This is a genomic window from Streptomyces telluris (assembly GCF_024519335.1).
Classification (GTDB): domain Bacteria; phylum Actinomycetota; class Actinomycetes; order Streptomycetales; family Streptomycetaceae; genus Streptomyces; species Streptomyces telluris.
The window spans coordinates 60,420-79,933 of record NZ_JANIID010000020.1; the positions used below are offsets into that span (position 1 = coordinate 60,420).

Sequence of the window (19,514 nt, forward strand, 5' to 3'; positions counted from 1 at the left end):
CCCAATTCTGGACATCGTTTTCAGGACAACCTGTTGCCCGCGGTCCGTCCGGACGCATGTGCGTCCGACATCTCGGGCAGGGCCATGTCAAGGATCGTCCGGGGCTTCCGTGACTCTTTCGGGTCCAAGCCCGCGCCCTTGCGGCGCGCGGCCCGCCGTCCGGCCCTCCGCCGTCACACCCTTGGCCAGGGCCCTGTGAAGCGCGGCACCGGGGGCGGAGTGGACGTAGCCTTCATTACGACCCTAAGAGTGTGATGTTGGATACCGTGCTGGTTAGAACGTACATCGGGTTACCGTTCGAGTGGCGTTGCGGGCTTTTTCCGTTTGACACGGGGGCGGGATGTACCGTCACACTCCGCAGCGTCACCGCAGCGCCCACACCGAGTGCCGACCGGAAGAAGAGCGAAGTTGTCCCCGACCAGCGAGACCGCAAAGGGCGGCCGCCGACTCGTCATCGTCGAGTCGCCTGCCAAGGCGAAGACGATCAAGGGCTACCTCGGCCCCGGATACGTCGTCGAGGCGAGCGTCGGGCACATCCGTGACCTGCCGAACGGGGCCGCCGAGGTCCCGGCGAAGTACAAGGGCGAGTCCTGGGCCCGCCTCGGCGTCAACGTCGAGAAGGACTTCCAGCCGATCTACGTCGTGAACCACGACAAGAAGGACCAGGTCAAGAAGCTCAAGGAGCTGCTGGCCGAGTCCGACGAGCTCTTCCTCGCCACCGATGAGGACCGCGAGGGCGAGGCCATCGCCTGGCACCTGCAGGAAGTCCTCAAGCCCAAGGTCCCCGTCCGCCGCATGGTCTTCCACGAGATCACCAAGGACGCGATCCAGGCCGCCGTCGCCAGCCCGCGCGAGCTGAACAAGAAGCTCGTCGACGCCCAGGAGACCCGCCGCATCCTCGACCGCCTCTACGGCTACGAGGTCTCGCCGGTCCTGTGGAAGAAGGTCATGCCGCGGCTGTCGGCCGGCCGCGTGCAGTCCGTGGCCACCCGCCTCGTCGTCGAGCGGGAGCGCGAGCGCATCGCCTTCCGCTCCGCCGAGTACTGGGACCTCACGGGCACCTTCGGCACCGGCCGCTCCGGTGACAACAGCGACCCCGCGACCCTCACCGCCCGCCTGTCCTCGGTCGACGGCCGGCGCGTGGCCCAGGGCCGCGACTTCGGCTCGAACGGTCAGCTGAAGGACGCCGCCCAGGTGCTCCACCTGGACGAGGCCGCCGCCCGCGCGCTGGCCGCCGCCCTCGCCGACACCTCCTTCGCGGTGCGCTCGGTCGAGTCCAAGCCGTACCGCCGCTCCCCGTACGCCCCGTTCCGTACGACGACGCTGCAGCAGGAGGCCTCGCGCAAGCTGGGCTTCGGTGCGAAGGCCACCATGCAGGTGGCCCAGAAGCTGTACGAGAACGGCTTCATCACCTATATGCGTACGGACTCCACGACGCTGTCCGACACCGCCGTGAACGCGGCCCGTGCGCAGGTCACCCAGCTCTACGGCGCCGACTACCTGCCGGAGAAGCCGCGCACGTACGCCGGCAAGGTCAAGAACGCCCAGGAGGCGCACGAGGCGATCCGGCCTTCGGGTGATCGTTTCCGCACGCCCGCCGAGACCGGTCTGACCGGCGACCAGTTCCGCCTCTACGAGCTGATCTGGAAGCGGACCGTCGCCTCCCAGATGAAGGACGCGACCGGCAACTCGGTCACCGTCAGGATCGGCGGCCGGGCGAGCGACGGCCGTCAGGCCGAGTTCAGCGCCTCCGGCAAGACCATCACCTTCCACGGCTTCATGAAGGCCTACGTGGAGGGCGCGGACGACCCGAACGCCGAGCTCGACGACCGCGAGCGCCGCCTCCCGCAGGTCGCCGAGGGCGACCCGCTGGCGGCCGAGGAGATCACGGCCGACGGCCACGCCACCAAGCCCCCCGCCCGCTACACCGAGGCCTCGCTGGTCAAGGAGCTGGAGGAGCGGGAGATCGGCCGCCCGTCGACCTACGCGTCGATCATCGGCACCATCCTCGACCGCGGCTACGTCTTCAAGAAGGGCACGGCGCTCGTCCCGTCCTTCCTGAGCTTCGCCGTCGTCAACCTGCTGGAGAAGCACTTCGGCCGGCTCGTCGACTACGACTTCACCGCCTCCATGGAGGAGGACCTCGACCGCATCGCCCGCGGCGAGGCCCAGGCCGTGCCGTGGCTGCGCCGGTTCTACTTCGGCGAGGGCACCGAGGGCGCCGCGGGCGGCGCCGCCGAGGCCGGCAACGGCGACGGCGACCACCTCGGCGGCCTCAAGGAGCTCGTCACCGACCTCGGTGCGATCGACGCCCGCGAGGTGTCCTCCTTCCCCGTCGGCAACGACATCGTGCTGCGCGTCGGCCGCTACGGCCCGTACGTCGAGCGCGGCGAGAAGGACGCCGAGGGCCACCAGCGCGCCGACGTCCCCGACGACCTCGCACCCGACGAGCTGACCGTCGAGTACGCCGAGGAGCTGCTCGCCAAGCCCAGCGGGGACTTCGAGCTCGGCACCGACCCCGGCACCGGTCACCAGATCGTCGCCAAGGACGGCCGCTACGGCCCCTACGTCACCGAGATCCTTCCCGAGGGCACCCCGAAGACCGGCAAGAACGCGGTCAAGCCGCGCACCGCCTCGCTCTTCAAGTCGATGTCCCTGGACACGGTCACCCTCGACGACGCGCTCCGGCTGATGTCGCTGCCGCGTGTGGTGGGCACCGACGCCGAGGGCGTCGAGATCACCGCGCAGAACGGCCGCTACGGCCCGTATCTGAAGAAGGGCACCGACTCGCGGTCGCTGGAGACCGAGGACCAGCTCTTCAGCATCACGCTGGACGAGGCCCTCGCCATCTACGCCCAGCCCAAGCAGCGCGGGCGCGCCGCGGCCAAGCCGCCGCTGAAGGAGCTGGGCACCGACCCGGTCAGCGAGCGCCCGGTCGTGGTCAAGGACGGCCGCTTCGGCCCGTACGTGACGGACGGCGAGACCAACGCCACGCTGCGCCGTGACGACGACGTCGAGACGATCACGCCCGAGCGCGGCTACGAGCTCCTGGCGGAGAAGCGCGCCAAGGGCCCGGCGAAGAAGACGGCCAAGAAGGCCGCCGCGAAGAAGGCGCCGGCGAAGAAGACCGCCGCCAAGAAGACGGCTGCCAAGAAGACCGCGGCGAAGAAGACGACGACCGCGAAGAAGACGGCAGCCACCAAGACGGCCACCAAGACGGCCGCCAAGAAGACGACCGCCGCGAAGAAGGTGGCCGCGGCCGCCCAGGCCGCCGACGAGTGACCGGCGGGCGGCGCGGCCGGAGGGCTCCCCTCCGGCCGCGCCGTCAGCGCCGGTGGGCCATCCATTCGTTCGGGCGCATGTTCGGGCAGAAGCGCGGAAGCCCGGACAGGCCGGATAGGCTGGCAGGATGACGCGAGCCGAGCAGCCAGCCGTGGTGACCTCCACCTCCGGCGCCCTAGCCGCGGACTCCCGCGAGCGTGCCGTCCGGTCCCTGCTGCGCTTCCCCCCGCTGCGGCGGCTGTGGAACGCCCAGTTCGCCGGCGGTGTCGGAGACTCCCTCGCCCTCCTCGTGCTCCTGCTGCTCTCGCTGCAGGCGGCCGTCGCGGAGGGCTCCTTCGGGGGCGGCTACCGGGGCGCGGCCCTCGCCGTCGCCGCGGTCCTCGCGGCACGCCTGCTGGCGACGCTCCTCTTCGGCGCGGTCCTGCTCGGCCCGCTCTCCTCGCTCATCGCCCCGGCCGGTCCCCTCGACCGCCGGTGGACCATGATCGGCGCGGACGGGGTCCGGGCCGGCCTGCTGGTCGTCGCGCCCCTGTGGCTCGACTGGACCGGCAGCCGTGCGCTCGCCTTCCTGCTGATCTCGGCCTTCGTGATCGGTGTCGCCGAGCGCGTGTGGACGGTCGTCAAGGACGGCGCGGCCCCCGCGCTCCTGCCCGCGCCTCCCCTCGAAGGCTCGGCGGTACGCCCGCTGCCCGATCACTACGACGCGCTGCGGCGCCTCTCGCTGCGCACGAGCTTCGTCTCGCTGCCCCTCGCGGCCGCCGCGCTCCTCGCCGCCACGCTGATCGGCAACCTGCTCGGGGCCGGCATCGACTGGTTCCACCAGCACCAGGCGGCCCTCGGGTCGTTCCTCGCGGCCGTGCTGTTCGGCACCTCGGCCACCATCCTCTACTTCCTGGCGCTCCCCAGCGCGAAGTCGCCCCGCGTGCGCTCCCCGCTGGAGGGCCTGCGCCGCCCCAAGACCACCCAGGGCCCGGACGGCGGGCGGACGCCGGACACCGGTCGTACGGGCGCCATCCCGGTGCTCGTCCTGGCCTGCGCGGCCGTCGCCGGTGCCATCGCCGCGGCCGTCGGCGTGGCCGCCCTCCAGGCCGTCGACCTCGGCGGCGGGCCGGTCGCCTTCGCGCTGCTCGTGCTCGCCCTCGCCGGCGGCCCCGTCATCGGCATCCGCAGCGCCGTCAAGGTGCTCCCCGGCTTCTCCCGGCGCCGCCTGCTCGCGCTGTCCATCGCGCTGACCGGCCTGGCGCTGCTCGCGGCGGGCCTCGTGCCCGACCCCACGACGGTGCTCCTGCTCGTGCTGCTCGCCGGAGTCTGCGCGGGCATCGCCGCCAACACCGGCCACGCCCTCCTCGACCAGGAGACGGAAGAGGCCCGCCGGCCCCGCACCACCGATCACCTGCACGCCGTCGTGCGCGTCACGGCCGCGCTGGGCGCGGTCGCCGCGCCGCTGCTCGCCGCCGCCATCGGGCCGCACCGGCTGGAGCGCGGCAGCTTCGTCTTCGCGCACGGCGGGGCGGCCTTCACCCTGATGCTCGTCGGGGCGCTGCTGCTGCCCGTCGGCGCCCTCGTGCTCGGCAAGACCGACGACCGGCACGGCGTCCCCTTCCGCCGCGACCTGCTGGACGTGCTGCGCGGCGGCGACCCCGAGCAGGCGCCCGCCGCGACCGGCTTCTTCCTCGCCTTCGAGGGCGGCGACGGCGCCGGCAAGTCCACCCAGGTGCGGGCCATCGCCGAATGGATCCGCTCCAAGGGCCACGAGGTCGTCGTCACCCGCGAGCCCGGCGCCACGCCCATCGGGCAGCGGCTGCGCGCGATCCTGCTGGACGTCTCGTCGGCCGGCCTGTCCGACCGCGCGGAGGCGCTGCTCTACGCGGCCGACCGCGCCGAGCACGTCGACTCCGTCGTCCAGCCCGCCCTCCAGCGCGGCGCGGTCGTCATCTCCGACCGCTACATCGACTCGTCCGTGGCCTACCAGGGCGCCGGGCGCGACCTCTCGCCGACCGAGATCGCCCGCATCAACCGCTGGGCGACGGGCGGTCTCGTGCCGCACCTGACCGTGCTGCTCGACGTCTCGCCGGAGACCGCGCGAGAACGTTTCACCGAGGCGCCCGACCGGCTCGAATCCGAGCCCATGGAGTTCCACAACCGCGTCCGCACCGGGTTCCTGACCCTGGCCGCCGCCGACCCCTCGCGCTACCTCGTCGTGGACGCCGGGCAGGCGCCCGAGGACATCACCACCGTCGTACGCCACCGCCTCGACCAGGCCCTGCCCCTCTCCGCGGCCGAGATCGAAGCCCGCGAGCAGGCCCGCAAGGCCGCCGAGGAGGAGGCGCGGCGCAAGGCCGAGGAAGAGGCCGCGCGCAAGGCGGAGGAGGCGCGGCTGGAGCGCGAGCGCCAGGAGCAGCTCGCCAAGCTGCGCGCCGAGGAGGAGGAGCGCAAGCGGCGCGAGGCCGAAGAGGCCCGCATCCGCGAAGAGGCGCGCCTCGCCGAGGAAGCCCGGCAGCGTGCCGAGGAGGCCCGCCGCCAGGCGGAGGAGGAGCGCAAGCGCCGCGAGGCGGAGGAGCGGACCCGCGCAGCCGAGCAGGAGCGGCTCCGCAAGCAGGCCGAGGAAGAGGCGCGGCTGCGCGCGGAGGCCGAGGAGCGGCGCCTGGAGAAGCAGCGCAAGGCGGAGGAGGCGCTGCTGCGGGCGGAGCGCGCGCGGGTGGCGGCGGAGGAGGCCGCGGCGGCCTCGGCTGCGGCTCCGGCTCCGGCTGCGCCGGGCTCCCCCGGCGCGGCGGCTTCCGTTCCGGATTCGGCTCCGGCCTCGGCTGCGGCTGCGGCTGCGGCCTCGGATTCGGCTCCGGCCTCGGCTTCCGAGGCTCCGACCGTCGAGCGGCCCTCGTTCCGCAAGGAGGCCGTGGCCCCGGGGAGCTCGGACGAGACGCAGATCGTCGAGGCGCCGTCGGTTCAGAGCCCGTCCGTCCACCGGCCCGACCCGCGGAACACGGACTTCACCGGCCTGACCTCGGACACGACGCCGACGGTGGAGCGGCCGAAGATCGATCCGCGGGCCTCGCGGGCGTCCGGTGTGCCTGCCGCGGCCGGTGCGTCCGACGACACCGAGGTGCTGCCGCCCGTGCCCGCCGTACGGCCCGTGGACCAGCAGCGCGTGACCTGGGGCGTGGAGTCGCAGCAGCCGCCCGCGCCGTCGCGGGAGTCGGAGGAGACGGCTGTGCTGCCGCAGCCGCCGGTTGCTGACGCCGCCGATGCGGCCGTCGCCGATGACGGCATGGATGTCACGGAGGTGCTGCCTCCGGTACGGCCCGAGCCGCGGACCGAGGACCCGGCGGACCGCGTGCCGGACTGGCTGTTCCGTTCGGAGGAGCGCGCAGGCACGGGCGCAGGCGCGGGCGCGGGCGCGGGCTCGGACACCGAGCAGACGCGAGAGCTGCCGCAGGTGGACGAGGACACCGCCGCCCGGGGCCGTCGGCGTCCGGGCTGGGCGGAGGAGACCTCCGGCGACGACGAGCCGACGCTCGCGGACGAGCTCCTGGGGCGCGGCGGGCGCGACCGGGGCCGTGACGACGAGGAGCGGGGCGGCCGCCGAGGCCGCTGAGGCCTCCCCATCGGGCCCCAGTGGGCCATGCCCGACCGGCGTTCGGTGTCGGTGGTGTGGCCCACAATGGACGTCGCAGGACAACCAGTGCGGAGGACAGCCATGGCGGTGTGGGACGACGTGGTCGGTCAGGACCGGGTGACGGAGCAGCTTTCCGCCGCCGCGCGGGACGCGGATGCCCTGGTCACCGCCGCCGAGTCGGCCGCCTCGGGCGCCGCCGCCGTGGGCGGCGGGTCGATGACCCACGCCTGGCTGTTCACCGGTCCCCCCGGCTCCGGACGGGCCGACGCCGCCCGTGCGTTCGCCGCCGCCCTGCAGTGCGTGAGCCCGGACAAGGCCGTCGGCGGGGCCCCCGGCTGCGGGTTCTGCGACGGCTGCCACACCACGCTCGTGGGCACGCACGCGGACGTGGAGATCGTCCGCACCGATCAGCTGTCGATCGGCGTCAAGGAGACCCGTGACCTGGTCCGCCGCGCCCAGCTCTCGCCGGCCGGCGGCCGCTGGCAGGTGATCGTCCTGGAGGACGCCGACCGGCTGACGGAGGGCGCGGGCAACGTCCTGCTGAAGGCGGTCGAGGAGCCCGCGCCGCGCACGGTGTGGCTCCTGTGCGCGCCGTCCCTGGAGGACGTGCTGCCCACCATCCGTTCCCGCTGCCGCCTGCTCACCCTGCGCACGCCGCCGGTGGCCGCCGTGGCGGAGATCCTCGCCCGGCGTGACGGCATCGAGTCCGAGCTGGCCGCGCGGATGGCCCGTGCCACGCAGGGCCACATCGGGCGGGCCCGCCGCCTGGCCACCGACGAGCGGGCCCGTGCCCGGCGCGCGGCCGTGCTCAAGCTGCCGCTGCGCGTCGACGACGTCGGCGGCTGCCTGAAGGCCGCTCAGGAGCTGATCGACGCGGCCGCCGAGGACGCCAAGCAGGTCGCGGAGGAGGTCGACGCCAAGGAGACCGAGGAGCTGAGGGCGGCGCTCGGCGCGGCGGCCGGTACGGGCAGCCGTCTCCCGCGCGGCACGGCGGGCGCGATGAAGGAGCTGCAGGACCGCCAGAAGCGCCGCAGCACGCGTACCCAGCGCGACAGCCTGGACCTGGCCCTGGTCGACCTGACGGGCTTCTACCGCGACGTCCTGGCGATGCAGCTCCGCTCGCGCGTGGAGATCGCCAACGCGGACATGCAGGACGCCCTGGAGCGCGTCGCCTCCGCGTCCGGCCCGGAGCGGACGCTGCGCCGCATCGAGGCAATCATCGACTGCCGGCGGGCGCTGGACCGCAACGTGGCCCCGCTGCTCGCGGTCGAGGCGATGACGATGGCGCTGCGGGCCAGCTGAGTGCTGCGGGCCGGCTGAGGGCTGCGGGTCGGCTGAGTCCTGCCGGTCGGCTGAGCGGCGCGGACCACCCGGCCCGGGCACGCATCCGGCTGCGCACGCTCGCCCGGATCCGGTTACGCACTCTCACTCATATGAGGCCTCCTGGGCCCGGCGACTGGCGGCAGCCCGCACGAGTGCGGATACGCTCCGTCGGTACGCAGTGATTTTCCGTGACGCCGCGTGAAGCTCAGCTCCTCCTCGCTGCCGGGCAGCCCCGTGCCTCCGTGCAGCGGCACTCCACGCATGCAGCCATGCATCCACGCAGAGGGACAAGGGACCAGCCGATGGACTCCAGCCGCCTGCTCCGTACCTCCGGCACCGTCATCGCGGCAGCGGCGCTGCTGATCTCCGGCTCCGCGCTCGGGGACACCTCGCCGCGGGCGACGGCGGCGCCGAGAGCGTACGGGGCGGGCGACGAGCAGCCCTCGCCCGCGGGAAGCCGCCACGGCCGCGCGGGGGAGGGGCGGGACGATCACGGTCTCCCCGGGTTCGGGAGCCTCGGCCCAGGGGGCGCCCTGGGCTCTCCGGGGGGCCTGGGCGGCGCGGGCAGGCCGTCCGGGGACGCCCCGCTGCTCGCCCCGCTGCCGGCCGCCGTCCCCGCGGCCCTGCAGCGCTACTACGAGCAGAAGCTCAGCTGGCACTCCTGCGGCACGAGCGGGTTCGAGTGCGCCACGCTGAGGGCCCCGCTGGACTACGACCACCCCCGCGAGGCGGACGACCTCAAGCTCGCCGTCTCCCGCAAGAAGGCCACCGGCGCGGGCCACGCCAGGCGCCTGGGCTCCCTCATGGTCAATCCGGGCGGGCCGGGCGGCTCGGCGGTCGGCTATCTCCAGCGCTACGCGGGCATCGGCTATCCCGCCACCGTCCGCGCCCACTACGACATGGTGGCCATGGACCCGCGCGGCGTCGCGGGCAGCGAGCCGGTCACGTGCTTCTCCGACGCGGACATGGACCGCTACACGGAGGTCGACCAGACCCCGGACGACGCCGGCGAGACCGGGGAACTGGTCGCCGCGTACTCCGACTTCGCCGACGGCTGCGCCACCCGTTCCGGCAAGCTCCTCGGTCACGTGTCCACGATCGAGGCCGCCCGCGACATGGACGTCCTGCGCGCGGTCCTCGACGACGCCAAGCTGACGTACGTGGGCGCCTCGTACGGCACGTTCCTCGGCGCCACCTACGCCGGGCTCTTCCCCTCCCGCGTCGGCCGCCTCGTGCTCGACGGCGCCCTCGACCCGGCCCTGGACTCGGAGCGGGTCAACCGCGACCAGACCGCGGGCTTCCAGACCGCCTTCGACTCCTTCGCCCAGGACTGCGCCCGGCGCAAGGACTGCCCGCTGGGCACCGAGCCGGCGCGAGCGGGCGACCGCCTCTCCGCGCTCTTCAAGAAGGCCGACGCGACGCCGCTGGCCACCGGCAAGTCCCGCAAGCTCACGGAGAGCCTCGCCACGACGGGTGTGATCTCCGCCATGTACGACGAGGCGGCGTGGGGCCTGCTGCGCACCGCACTGCGGTCCGCCTTCCAGGGGGACGGCGCCGCGCTGCTGAAGCTGTCCGACGCGTACTACGAGCGCGATTCCCGCGGCACGTACCAGAACCTCATGTACGCCAACGCGGCCGTGAACTGCCTCGACCTCCCGCCGGCCTTCCGCTCCCCGGCCGAGGTCCGCAGTGCGATCCCCGCCTTCCGCAAGGCCTCGCCCGTCTTCGGCACCTCCCTCGCCTGGGCGGCCCTGACCTGCGGATACTGGCCCGTCCAGGCCACGGGCAGCCCGCACCGCATCCCTGCCGAAGGCGCCGCGCCCATCCTCGTCGTCGGCACCACCCGCGACCCGGCCACCCCGTACGGCTGGGCCCGGTCGCTGGCCTCCCAGCTCTCCTCCGGCCGCCTGCTGACCTACGACGGCGACGGCCACACCGCGTACACCCGGGGCAGCGCCTGCATCGACAACGCGATCAACAACTACCTGCTGACCTCGACCCCGCCCCCGGCGGACCGGAAGTGCCGCTGAGGCCCGGCGCTCACGAGGCCCGGGGCCCGCAAAGCCTGCAGGAACCAGAAAACCCCAGGTCACACAAGATGTGACCTGGGGTTCAGCGGAGCCGCCTTCGGGATTCGAACCCGAGACCTACGCATTACGAGTGCGTTGCTCTGGCCAACTGAGCTAAGGCGGCAAGCTGCCTGATCCGAACCGGCTTCAGCAGCGCGCCCAAGTCTACACACTCCGGAGGGGTGCTCCGTACACGGTGGTCAGCGGGGGTCTTCCGTGGTCAGCGGGCCGGGGCCGCGATGGTGTCCGAGATGACGCCGACGATCTCCTGTGCGTGGTCGTTGAGGTAGAAGTGGCCGCCGGGGAAGACGCTGATCGCGAAGGACGCGGTGGTGTGGTGCTCCCAGTCCTGGACCTCGTCGACGGTGGCCTTGGGGTCGTCGTCGCCGGTCAGGGCGTGGACGGGGCAGCTGACGCGGAGGCCGGGGCGGGCGCGGTGGGTCTCTATCGCCCGGTAGTCGGCGCGGAGCGCCGGCAGGACCATCTGCAGCACTTCCTCGTCGTCCAGCATCTGGGTGTCGGTGCCGCTCAGCGCGCGGAGCTCCTCGATCAGCCCCCGGTCGTCGCGCTGGTGCACCGTCTCCTCGCGGTGGCGCGAGGGGGCGCGGCGGCCGGAGGCGAAGAGGACGGTGGGCTTGATGCCGCGCTCCTCCAGCCGCAGGGCGACCTCGTAGGCGAGGGTCGCGCCCATGCTGTGGCCGAAGAGGGCCAGGGGGCGGTCGGTCCAGGGGAGGAGGGCCTCGGTCGTCAGGTCCGCCAGCTCGGCCAGGTTGTCGACGCAGGGGTCCGCGCGCCGGTCCTGCCGGCCGGGGTACTGGACTGCCAGCACGTCGACCGCCGGCGCGAGCGCCTTCGACACCGGGAAGTAGTAGCTCGCCGCCCCTCCGGCGTGCGGCAGGCACACGAGGCGCACCGGTGCGTCCTGCGCGGGGTGGAATCGGCGAATCCACTTTTGGTTGTCAGCGGGGGACATGGTCATCGTGCTGTTTTTCCCTTCGGAGCCGTTCAGTTGCTGCCTTTCGGGTCCCGGGCAGGATACGTCGGGAGGCCGTAGGGGCAGGCTCGTAGCCGGTAGGGGTTCCTTCGGGCGCCCCCGGCGTATTAGGTTCCCTTGCAGGGTGCAGACATACGTCGTCCCGGCTCGAAGTGCTCCGAAACACATGGGTGTTCCGGTTTGAAACAACGGATTCGTCGAGAAGGACGCGAGAAGGACACACAGTGCCCAACGGAAAACTGCTGGCCGTCAGCGATCTGCACGTCGCCTACAAAGAGAATCGCGCGCTCGTCGAAACGCTCCGGCCCGGGAGCGACGACGACTGGCTCATTGTGGCGGGCGATGTCGGTGAGCAGTACGCGGACATCGAATGGACGCTGCGCCTGCTCGCCGAGCGATTCGCCAAGGTCGTCTGGGCGCCCGGGAATCACGAGCTGTGGACCCACCCTCAGGACCCGGTCGACCTGCGCGGCGAGAAGCGCTACCTGCACCTGGTGGAGCTGTGCCGCAGCCTCGGCGTCGCCACCCCCGAGGACCCGTATCCCGTGTGGCAGGGCGAGGGCGGCCCGGTCGCCGTGGCCCCGCTGTTCGTCCTCTACGACTACACCTTCCGCGTGCCCGGGGCGCACACCAAGGAGGAGTCGCTGCGCCGGGCCTACGAGGCCGGAGTCGTCTGCGCCGACGAGCACTTCCTGCACCACGAGCCCTACTCCGGCCGCGATACGTGGTGCCACGCGCGCGTGGCGTACACCGAGCGCCGACTGGCGGCCGTCGACCCCGCCCACCGCACCGTCCTGATCAACCACTGGCCGCTGGTGCGCGAGCCCACCAGGATCCTGCGCTACCCGGACTTCGCGCAGTGGTGCGGCACCGAGCTGACCGCGGACTGGCACGTCCGTTTCCGGGCGGCGGCGGCCGTCTACGGCCACCTCCACATCCCCCGCGTCACCTGGCACGACGGGGTGCGGTTCGAGGAGGTCTCCATCGGCTATCCGCGCGAGTGGCGGCCGCGCCCGCCGCGCGAGCCCCTGCGGCAGATCCTGCCCCGGCCTGCCGGGGAGCGCGTGGGGGACGGCGCGGGGGGTACCTGGTCGTGATCGAGAAGATCCTGCCCGCGGAGGCCGTGGCGGAGGAGAGCTTCGCCGTTCCGCCGCAGCGGTCCGCCCCCGCCCTCCTCGGCACCTTCCCCGCGGATCCCTCCGGCCTCTTTCCCGAGGAGGCGGCCGCCGTCGCCCGCGCCGTGCCCAAACGGCAGCTGGAGTTCGCGGCCGTACGGGCCTGTGCGCGCAGGGCGCTGGGGCGGCTCGGCCTGCCGCCCGTGCCCCTCGTCCCCAACCGGCGCGGCGCCCCGCAGTGGCCCGACGGCGTGGTCGGCAGCATGACGCACTGCGACGGCTTCCAGGCGGCCGTCGTGGCCCGGTCGGAGGCCCTGGCGTCGGTGGGCATCGACGCCGAGCCGAACGGGCCGCTCCCGGAGGGCGTCCTGCGCGTCGTCGCGCTGCCGTCCGAGCGCACGGCCGTCCAGCGGCTCGCCGTGGAGCGGCCCTATGTGCACTGGGACAGGCTGCTGTTCAGCGCCAAGGAGAGCGTCTTCAAGACCTGGTACCCGCTGACCGGGCAGGAGCTGGATTTCGAGGAGGCGGAGCTGGAGATCGACCCGGAGGCCCGCACCTTCTCGGCCCGGCTCCTCGTGCCCGGCCCCGTCGTGGGCGGCGTCCGGCTGGACGGCTTCACCGGCCGGTGGGCCGCGGACGACGGCTTCGTGCTCACCGCCATCGCCCTCCCCGCCCCGGCCCGGGGCGCGCGGCCCGCGGACGGCCCGCGGGTCAGCGAGTCCGCGGCATTCCGTGCCTGAAGGCGGCGAAGCCCTCCGGCAGGTCCCGGGCGTGCCGGGTGTTGAGCCACAGGCGCAGTAGGTCGCGCCGCCGGCCCGGCTCGTCCCGGAAGGCGGAGCGGCCGTGGACGACGACGTTGTTGTTCAGCAGCTGCAGGTCGCCGGCGCGCAGGGTCATCTCGACGCGGTGCTCGGCCATGCCCGCGACGTCCTGGAAGACCCGCAGGGCGTGCCGCTCGATCCCGCTCAGCGGAATTCCCGACTTCGGTACCGCGGAGTCGATGTAGTGGGTCATATAGAAGCGGCAGCTCAACTGCCCGTCGAAATAGCCGTACACGGAGTTCCGGTAGTACGGGAGTTCGTCGGAGTCCTCTTCCGTTCGCCGGTCGTAGACGAACCCCCGGTAGTACAGGCCGAGCAGCTCCCGGTGGTGGGCGAGGAGGTGATTGTGGACGGTCATGGAGCTGCTCAGGGTGCTGACGCCGCCCTCGCCCGCCTGGCGCAGGCACAGCAGGCCCACGATGTCGGAGCTGTCGGTGTGGAAGGGCAGCTCGGAGCGGGTCCGGTAGGCGCGGGTGGCGGATTCGGTGATCTCGCCCTCCCCGTAGTCCTTCACGTGCGCGATCAATTCGCCGGCCGCGTTCTGGGAGACGGGCGTGCCGAGGTGCAGGGCGATGCCCCAGTACGCCAGGCGGGCCTCCTCCGGCGACCAGGTCTCCACCGGAAGGCCGCGGAGCAGTGTGAACCCGCGCCCGAACTCCAGGTCGTGCACCGCCGCTTCGAATGTCTTGCCGAGAACCGGAAGAGGGAAGTCGTCGACGGTGAGCCGGTCGAGCGGAAGGCCGCGGCTCTTCACGGCGGTGAGTGCCGTCTGCAACTCACCGATTTCCTCAGGGGTGAGGACGACCGTCCAGTCACTTTCATCGGTGAAGTCGGAAGCCCGCCAGGCGCTCGGTCCGGTGACGGGCTCGGTGAGGATGGCGGCGCTCTCGGCGGCGGCGGACGGTGCAGGCATACGGACTCCACTCGGGATTCTCGGCGCTTGCGGCAGGTGTGCGGCACACCGATCATGAATCGAAGCCCGCGCGGGGTCAATGGAGTTGGGGCCGTCGCACCGGGGGCGGAGTGTCGCGATTGCGCGTGAACTCGATCACCTTCGCGCCCTTCCATGGTGCGGGGAGTGCGCCGGTGGTTAGTTTCCGGGAAGGCACGGCGACGCAGAAAGAAAAGACGGCAGCGGGACGTACAGACACGGAGACACAGTGGCCAAGTCAACCGCCAGGTCAGGTCCGGCGTCAGGTCCGGCGTCGGGAGCGGCGTTAGGAAAGGCGTCAGCAGCGGCCTCCCGGGCATCGTCCGGGGCGGCGTCCGGAGCGGCGCTGAGGCGCACCGTCCGGGCGGCCGGCTGCGCCCTCCTGGCCGGCACCCTGGCGGCCGCGTGCGGCTCCGGGGGCGGCGGCTCGGGTCCCGGCCCGTCCGACGCGCTCGCCATCGGCCTCATCGCCGAGCCCGCCAGCCTCGACTTCACCACCACCGACGGCGCCGCCGTCCCGCAGGCCACGCTGGGCAGCATCTACGAGGGCCTGGTCCGGGTGGACCAGCAGGGGAAGATCCAGCCCCTGCTCGCCGAGCGCTACGAGCGCTCCGACGACGGCCGCACGTACACCTTCCACCTCCGCAAGGGCGTGAAGTTCACCAGCGGCGCCGAGTTCACCGCCGACGACGCGGTGTTCTCCATCGAGCGGGTGAAGAAGGACTGGAAGCTGAAGACGGCCCGCCAGATGGACGTCGTCGACAAGGCGGAGAAGACCGGCGACCACACGGTCAAGGTCACGCTGAACCACGCGAGCAACGGCTGGCTCTACGCCATGACCACCCGCATCGGCGCCATGTTCAGCCGCACCGGCGTCGCCGACCTCGCCGCTCACCCCGTCGGCACCGGGCCCTTCAAGCTGGCCGAGCGCCGCCGCGGCGACCGCATCGTCCTCGACCGCAACGACTCCTACTGGGGCGGCAAGCCGGAGCTCGGCAAGGTCACGCTGAAGTACTTCAAGGACGCAGGAGCGATGAACAACGCCCTGCTCACCAAGGGCATCGACGTCGTCGGCACGGTCCAGGCCCCCGAGTCGCTGTCCCGCTTCTCCGACAAGAACCGCTTCCGGACCATCGAGGGCTCCTCCACCGGCGAGGTCGTCCTGTCGATGAACAACTCCCGCGAGCCGTTCAAGGACAAGCGGGTCCGCCAGGCCGTGCGCCACGCCATCGACCACAAGGCGCTCGTGGAGGCCTCCCGCGCCGGTCACGGCAAGCTCATCGGCACCATGGCCGTCCCCACCGACCCCTGGTACGAGGACCTGACCGGCAGCTACCCCTACGACCCCGCCAAGGCGAAGCAGCTGCTGAAGGACGCCGGCGCCGAGGGCCGGACCGTGAAGTTCCGGGTGCCCAACATGCCGTACGCGATGTCCGCCGCGCAGGTCGTGAAGTCCCAGCTCGACCAGGTCGGGCTCAAGGCGGAGATCGAGCCGCTGGAGTTCCCCGCCCGCTGGCTGTCCGAGGTCTACAACAAGGCCGACTACGACCTCTCCGTCATCGCCCACACCGAGCCGCGCGACCTGTGGACGTTCGCCGACCCCGGCTACTACTTCCGCTACGGCAACCCGGCCTACGCCAAGCTCCTCAAGGACGCCGACTCCGGCCGCCCCGAGGACGAAGCCGCCCGCTACCGCGAGGCCGCCCGCCTGCTCTCCGACGACGCCGCGGCCGACTGGCTCTACCTGATGCCCAACCTGATGGTGGCCGACAAGGACGTCACCGGTCTGCCGGTCAACCAGGTCGGTGAGGGCCTGGACCTCGCGAACATCCGCTGGGCGAAGAAGAAGTAGGAAGCGGCCCCGGCATGCGGGTGTACCTGCGCAAAGCGGCGTCGCTGCTGGTCAGCGCCGTGATCGCCAGCTTCGTCGTCTTCGCCTTCCTCTCCGTCCTGCCCGGCGACCCGGCCGAGGTCGTCCTCGGGACGAACGCCGGGGAGGCGGAGCTGGCCGCGCTGCGCCACGACTTCGGCACGGACCGCCCGCTCGTCGTCCAGTACGCCGACTGGGCGCAGGGCCTGCTGCACGGCGACTTCGGCACCTCGTACATCAGCCACGACGCCATCGGCCCCCGGATCGCCGACCGCTTCGGCGTCACCTGCTGGCTGGCCCTCGGCGGCATGCTCGTGGCCGTCCTCTTCGCGCTGCCCGCGGGCGTGCTGGCCGCCGCCTGGCACCGCAGGCCGGCCGGCGCGCTGCTGTCCGCGCTCAGCCAGGCGGGGATCGCGATCCCGGCCTTCCTCGCGGGCATCCTGCTCGTCTACGTCTTCGCGGTCCGGGCCGGGGCGCTGCCCGCCGGCGGGTACACCCCGCTCGCCGAGGACCCCGCGGCCTGGGCGCGGCAGCTCGTCCTGCCGTGCCTGTCCCTCGGGCTCGTCCAGGGCGCGGTGCTCACCCGCTACGTGCGCTCCGCCGTCCTGACCGTCCTGCACCAGGACTTCCTGCGCACGGCCCGGGCCAAGGGGCGCAGGCGCCGGGCCGCGCTGTGGCGGCACGGGCTGCCCAACGCGGCGGTGCCCGTCCTGACCGTCCTCGGGCTGCAGCTGTCCACCGTCCTGGTCGGGGCCGTCGTGGTCGAGCGGGTCTTCGTCATCCCGGGTCTGGGCGACCTCCTGCTGCAGTCCGTCGCCGACCGCGACCTGCTGGTCGTCCAGGGCGTGGTGATCGTCCTGGTCGTGGCGGTGCTCGTGGTCAACGTCGTCACCGACCTGCTCTACCACCTGCTCGACCCGCGCCTGCGGAGCCGCTCATGAAGCCCGGGAGCCTCCTCGGGCGGCTCGCCCGCCGTCCCGCCCTCACCGCCGGCGGCGCCCTCGTCGTCCTCGTCCTCGCCCTGGCCCTGCTGTCCCTGCTCTGGACGCCCTACGACCCGACGCACGTGGACGCCGCCCGCAGGCTGCTGCCGCCCGGCGGCGAGCACCTCCTGGGCACCGACCAGTTCGGGCGCGACGTCGCCAGCCGGCTGATGACCGGCGCCCGCACCACCGTCTTCGTCGGCATCGTGGCCGTCGGTTTCGCCGTCGTCATCGGTGTGCCGATGGGGGTCGCCGCAGGCATGTCGGGCGGTCCGCTCAGCGCGCTGCTGATGAGAGTGAGCGATTTCCTGCTGGCCTTCCCCGCGCTGCTGCTCGCCATCATGCTGGCGGCGGTCTACGGCACGAGCACGCTGACCGCCATGGTGGCCATCGGCATCGCCTCCGCCCCCGGTTTCGCACGCGTCGCCCGGGCCGCCACGCTGCGCGTCATGGCCGCGGAGTACGTCGACGCCGCCCGGCTCGCCCGGCGCACGCGCGCCGCCATCGCCGTGCGGCACGTCCTGCCGAACATCCGGGACGTCGTCATCGTCCAGGCGTCGGTGGCCTTCGCGACCGCCGTGCTGGCCGAGGCCGCGCTGTCCTACCTCGGGCTCGGCACCCCGCCGCCCACCCCGTCCTGGGGCCGCATGCTGCTCGACTCGCAGGAGCTCCTCTTCGACAAGCCCGAGCTGTGTCTGTGGCCCGGCCTCGCCGTCGCGGCCGCCGTCCTCGGCCTGAACCTCCTCGGCGACGGCCTGCGGGACCGCTTCGACCCCACGCTGGAAGGTGTCCGGTGAGCACGAGCAGGCTGCTGGAGGTCGACGGCCTCACCGTCGGCGCGGGGGACCGGCCGCTCGTGCGGGGCGTGGGCTTCACCGTGGACCGGGGCGAGCGCGTCGGCATCATCGGCGAGTCCGGCTCCGGCAAGACCCTCACGGCCCTCGCCCTGCTGGGCCTCCTGGGCGAGGGGCTGCGGGCCGGGGGCAGTGCGCGCCTGGACGGCGTCCCGTTCGACCTGCTGGCCGCCACGGACCGTGAGCTGTCGACCGTACGCGGGCGCCTCGCCGGCATGGTGTTCCAGGAGCCGATGACGGCCCTCAACCCCGTGATGAAGGTGGGCCCCCAGGTCGCCGAGGCGCTGCGGCTGCACGGCCCCCGCAGCGAACGCCCCGGCCGGGCCGCTGCCCACGCCGCCGCCGTCGGGCTGCTGGACCGGCTGCGCCTGCCCGACCCCGCCCGGGCCGCCCGCTCCTACCCCCACCAGCTCTCCGGCGGCCAGCGCCAGCGCGCCGTCCTCGGCGGCGCCCTCGCGACCGACCCCGCCCTGCTGATCTGCGACGAGCCGACGACCGCCCTGGACGTCACGGTCCAGAAGGAGATCGTCGACCTCGTCATGGGCGTGTCCGACGAGCGCGGCACGGCGGTGCTCTACATCAGCCACGACCTCGCGCTCGTCGCGTCCGTGTGCCACCGCGTGCTGGTGATGTACGACGGGGAGATCGTCGAGAGCGGGCCCGTCGGGCAGGTGCTGCGCAGCCCCGGGCACCCGTACACCCGGGCCCTGCTGAAGGCCTCCGACCTGACCGTCCCGGCCCCGCGCCCGCCGGCCCCCGCCGAGCCGCGGACCCTGCTCAAGGCCCGCGGCCTGACCCGGCGCTACGCCCGCCCCCGCCGCGGCCTCTTCGCGCCGCGTACGCACTTCACGGCGCTGGAGGGCCTGGACCTGGACCTCCGTGCGGGCGGGCGGACCGGTGTGGTCGGCGAGTCGGGCTCGGGGAAGACGACGCTGCTGCGGCTGCTGTCGGGCCTGGACCGCCCGACGTCGGGGACGGTCGACCACGTGGCGGACGGGGGCGAAGACCACGGCCGCGGCCAGGGCCGAGCCACCGGCCGAACCGCCGGCCGAGCCACCGACCGAGCCACCGGCCGAACCGCCGACCGTAGCCATGGCCGTGGCCATGGTCTCCAAGTGGTCTTCCAGGACCCCATGGGATCGCTCGACCCCCGCATGCGCGTCCGGGACATCATCGCCGAGCCGCTCCCGGACAGGCGCTCACCCGCGGCCAACGCGCGCGTGGCCGAGCTCCTCGCCGACGTGGGCCTGCCCGCGGAGGCCGCCGGCCGCTATCCGCACCAGTTCTCGGGCGGGCAGCGGCAGCGCATCGCCATCGCCCGGGCCCTGGCGCCCCGCCCGTCCGTACTCCTCGCCGACGAGCCCGTCAGCGCCCTGGACGTCTCCGTGCGGGCACAGATCCTGGACGTCCTGAGCAAGGTCACCGCCGAGCGGGACATGGCCCTGTGCATCGTGACCCACGATCTCGGCGTGGTGCGTTATCTGTGCGACGAGGTGGTGGTGATGAAGGAGGGGCGCGTCGTGGAGAGGGGGCCGGTCGAGCGCGTGTGGGAGGCGCCGGAACACCCGTACACGCGGCAGCTGCTGGAGGCCGTACCGGTATTGCACTGAAAGAGGGGGCGGGGGCCGGCGGGAGCTGGTCGACACCTGTCCGCAGCGA

The 19,514-nt window shown here is 73.0% G+C and carries 12 protein-coding genes and 1 tRNA gene; 10 read left to right on the plus strand and 3 right to left on the minus strand.

What is annotated here, in order from left to right:
- Positions 1-408: 408 nt before the first annotated feature.
- The 4 genes from topA (at position 409) to NQU55_RS21460 (ending at position 10,248) form a co-directional block, all read left to right on the plus strand.
- Positions 409-3,282 (plus strand): type I DNA topoisomerase, encoded by a 2,874-nt coding sequence (gene topA, locus NQU55_RS21445; RefSeq protein ID WP_168093406.1) that lies wholly within the window; start codon positions 409-411, stop codon positions 3,280-3,282.
- Positions 3,283-3,409: 127 nt separating this feature from the next.
- Complete coding sequence (gene tmk / locus NQU55_RS21450; protein ID WP_256790967.1) at positions 3,410-6,874, plus strand: dTMP kinase; 3,465 nt, start codon at positions 3,410-3,412, stop codon at positions 6,872-6,874.
- 102 nt (positions 6,875-6,976) lie between these two features.
- Positions 6,977-8,197 carry a DNA polymerase III subunit delta' gene (locus NQU55_RS21455; protein WP_168094390.1) on the plus strand — a complete coding sequence of 407 codons (1,221 nt, stop codon included), beginning with the start codon at positions 6,977-6,979 and terminating at the stop codon, positions 8,195-8,197.
- Between the two features lie 323 nt (positions 8,198-8,520).
- Complete coding sequence (locus NQU55_RS21460; protein WP_168094391.1) at positions 8,521-10,248, plus strand: alpha/beta hydrolase; 1,728 nt, start codon at positions 8,521-8,523, stop codon at positions 10,246-10,248.
- An 89-nt stretch (positions 10,249-10,337) separates the two neighbouring features.
- On the opposite strand, the gene NQU55_RS21465 is transcribed toward NQU55_RS21460, so the two are convergent.
- Positions 10,338-10,411 (minus strand) — tRNA-Thr (locus NQU55_RS21465).
- A 96-nt stretch (positions 10,412-10,507) separates the two neighbouring features.
- The gene (locus NQU55_RS21470) at positions 10,508-11,266 is read right to left on the minus strand and encodes a thioesterase II family protein (protein ID WP_168094392.1); all 759 of its coding nucleotides are present in this window, start codon (positions 11,264-11,266) and stop codon (positions 10,508-10,510) included.
- 239 nt (positions 11,267-11,505) lie between these two features.
- Here NQU55_RS21470 and NQU55_RS21475 point away from each other — a divergent pair, with 239 nt between their 5' ends.
- A complete protein-coding gene (locus NQU55_RS21475; RefSeq protein ID WP_168094393.1) occupies positions 11,506-12,378 on the plus strand; it encodes a metallophosphoesterase family protein in 873 nt (290 codons plus the stop codon).
- Positions 12,375-13,136, plus strand: coding sequence for a 4'-phosphopantetheinyl transferase family protein (locus tag NQU55_RS21480; protein ID WP_168094394.1), 762 nt, complete (start codon positions 12,375-12,377; stop codon positions 13,134-13,136). The genes NQU55_RS21475 and NQU55_RS21480 overlap by 4 nt, the downstream gene beginning before the upstream one ends.
- Here NQU55_RS21480 and NQU55_RS21485 read toward each other — a convergent pair.
- The gene (locus tag NQU55_RS21485) at positions 13,108-14,130 is read right to left on the minus strand and encodes a TauD/TfdA family dioxygenase (protein WP_168094395.1); all 1,023 of its coding nucleotides are present in this window, start codon (positions 14,128-14,130) and stop codon (positions 13,108-13,110) included. The genes NQU55_RS21480 and NQU55_RS21485 overlap by 29 nt on opposite strands.
- A 247-nt stretch (positions 14,131-14,377) precedes the next feature.
- On the opposite strand from NQU55_RS21485, the gene NQU55_RS21490 reads away from it, so the two are divergent.
- From NQU55_RS21490 to NQU55_RS21505, 4 genes are read left to right on the plus strand one after another with little or no spacing between them, the layout of a single operon-like run.
- Entirely contained in the window at positions 14,378-16,000 is a 1,623-nt protein-coding gene (locus NQU55_RS21490) for an ABC transporter substrate-binding protein (RefSeq protein ID WP_256790968.1), read from the plus strand.
- Positions 16,001-16,014: 14 nt separating this feature from the next.
- On the plus strand, positions 16,015-16,959 hold the full coding sequence (locus NQU55_RS21495; RefSeq protein ID WP_168096333.1) for an ABC transporter permease: 945 nt from the start codon (positions 16,015-16,017) through the stop codon (positions 16,957-16,959).
- On the plus strand, positions 16,956-17,798 hold the full coding sequence (locus NQU55_RS21500; RefSeq protein WP_168096334.1) for an ABC transporter permease: 843 nt from the start codon (positions 16,956-16,958) through the stop codon (positions 17,796-17,798). The genes NQU55_RS21495 and NQU55_RS21500 overlap by 4 nt, the downstream gene beginning before the upstream one ends.
- On the plus strand, positions 17,795-19,465 hold the full coding sequence (locus NQU55_RS21505) for a dipeptide ABC transporter ATP-binding protein (RefSeq protein WP_256790969.1): 1,671 nt from the start codon (positions 17,795-17,797) through the stop codon (positions 19,463-19,465). The genes NQU55_RS21500 and NQU55_RS21505 overlap by 4 nt, the downstream gene beginning before the upstream one ends.
- The last annotated feature ends 49 nt before the right edge of the window (positions 19,466-19,514 follow it).